The sequence below is a fragment of the Bartonella sp. MR168JLCBS genome, assembly GCF_042194175.1.
In genome coordinates, this window is the sequence record NZ_JBHIMP010000321.1 from 1 (window position 1) to 762 (window position 762).

The following is a 762-nucleotide window of genomic DNA, read 5'->3' on the forward strand; positions in this document are numbered from 1 at the left end:
TATCACGTTCTCTATAGTGGTAAAAGTGTAATTGAAGCGGCCAATACATTACTGAGCCGTACACTCAAAGATGAGATACATGATAAAGTATGCTTTTAAATTATTCAAATCCATGAGAGATATGTCAATAATACAGCAGGAACAGAATAGATTGTATTAATCATTGGACAATACGGTAAGTTTTAGCAAATTGAAAGCTTATATGAGCCAGTTTTTTATGCAATATGACTTAAACATGAAAATTTTGATTATTGTCTAAGTAATATCTTTGAAAACAATTTATCTCTTCTCATTATACGTATCATTTACGTCAGAGAAAGTACAAATATACCATTCTAAAATGGTATATAAATTGCTTTTTCTATTTTAAAAGGATTATGGGTAATTATTCTCCCTGAGCTTCTTCACTTTGTTTTAATTCTTCCAGCGTCGGCATAGACATAATATTATAACCTGAATCAACATAATGAATTTCACCAGTAACGCCTGAAGATAAATCAGAAAGCAGGTAAAGAGCAGATTTTCCGATTTCGTTAATGTTTACGTTACGGCGCAGGGGCGCATTTCGGCGTTGATACGAAAAAATTGCTCGTGCAGCTGCAATGCCATTGCCAGCTAAGGTCCTAATAGGACCAGCTGAGATTGCATTGACACGGATATTGTGGGGGCCAAAGTCGGCCGCTAAGTAGCGCACCATAGCCTCTAAGGCAGCTTTAGCGACACCCATGATATTGTAATGAGGTACAACTTGCTGTGAAGCAC

1 protein-coding gene is annotated in these 762 nt (G+C 36.5%); it reads right to left on the reverse strand.

Translation table 11 applies throughout. The annotated features are described in order from the left end of the window. Nucleotides 1-385: 385 nt before the first annotated feature. The coding region (locus tag ACFIK8_RS11155; protein WP_375669464.1) for an SDR family oxidoreductase at nt 386-762 on the reverse strand (377 nt) is incomplete at its 5' end.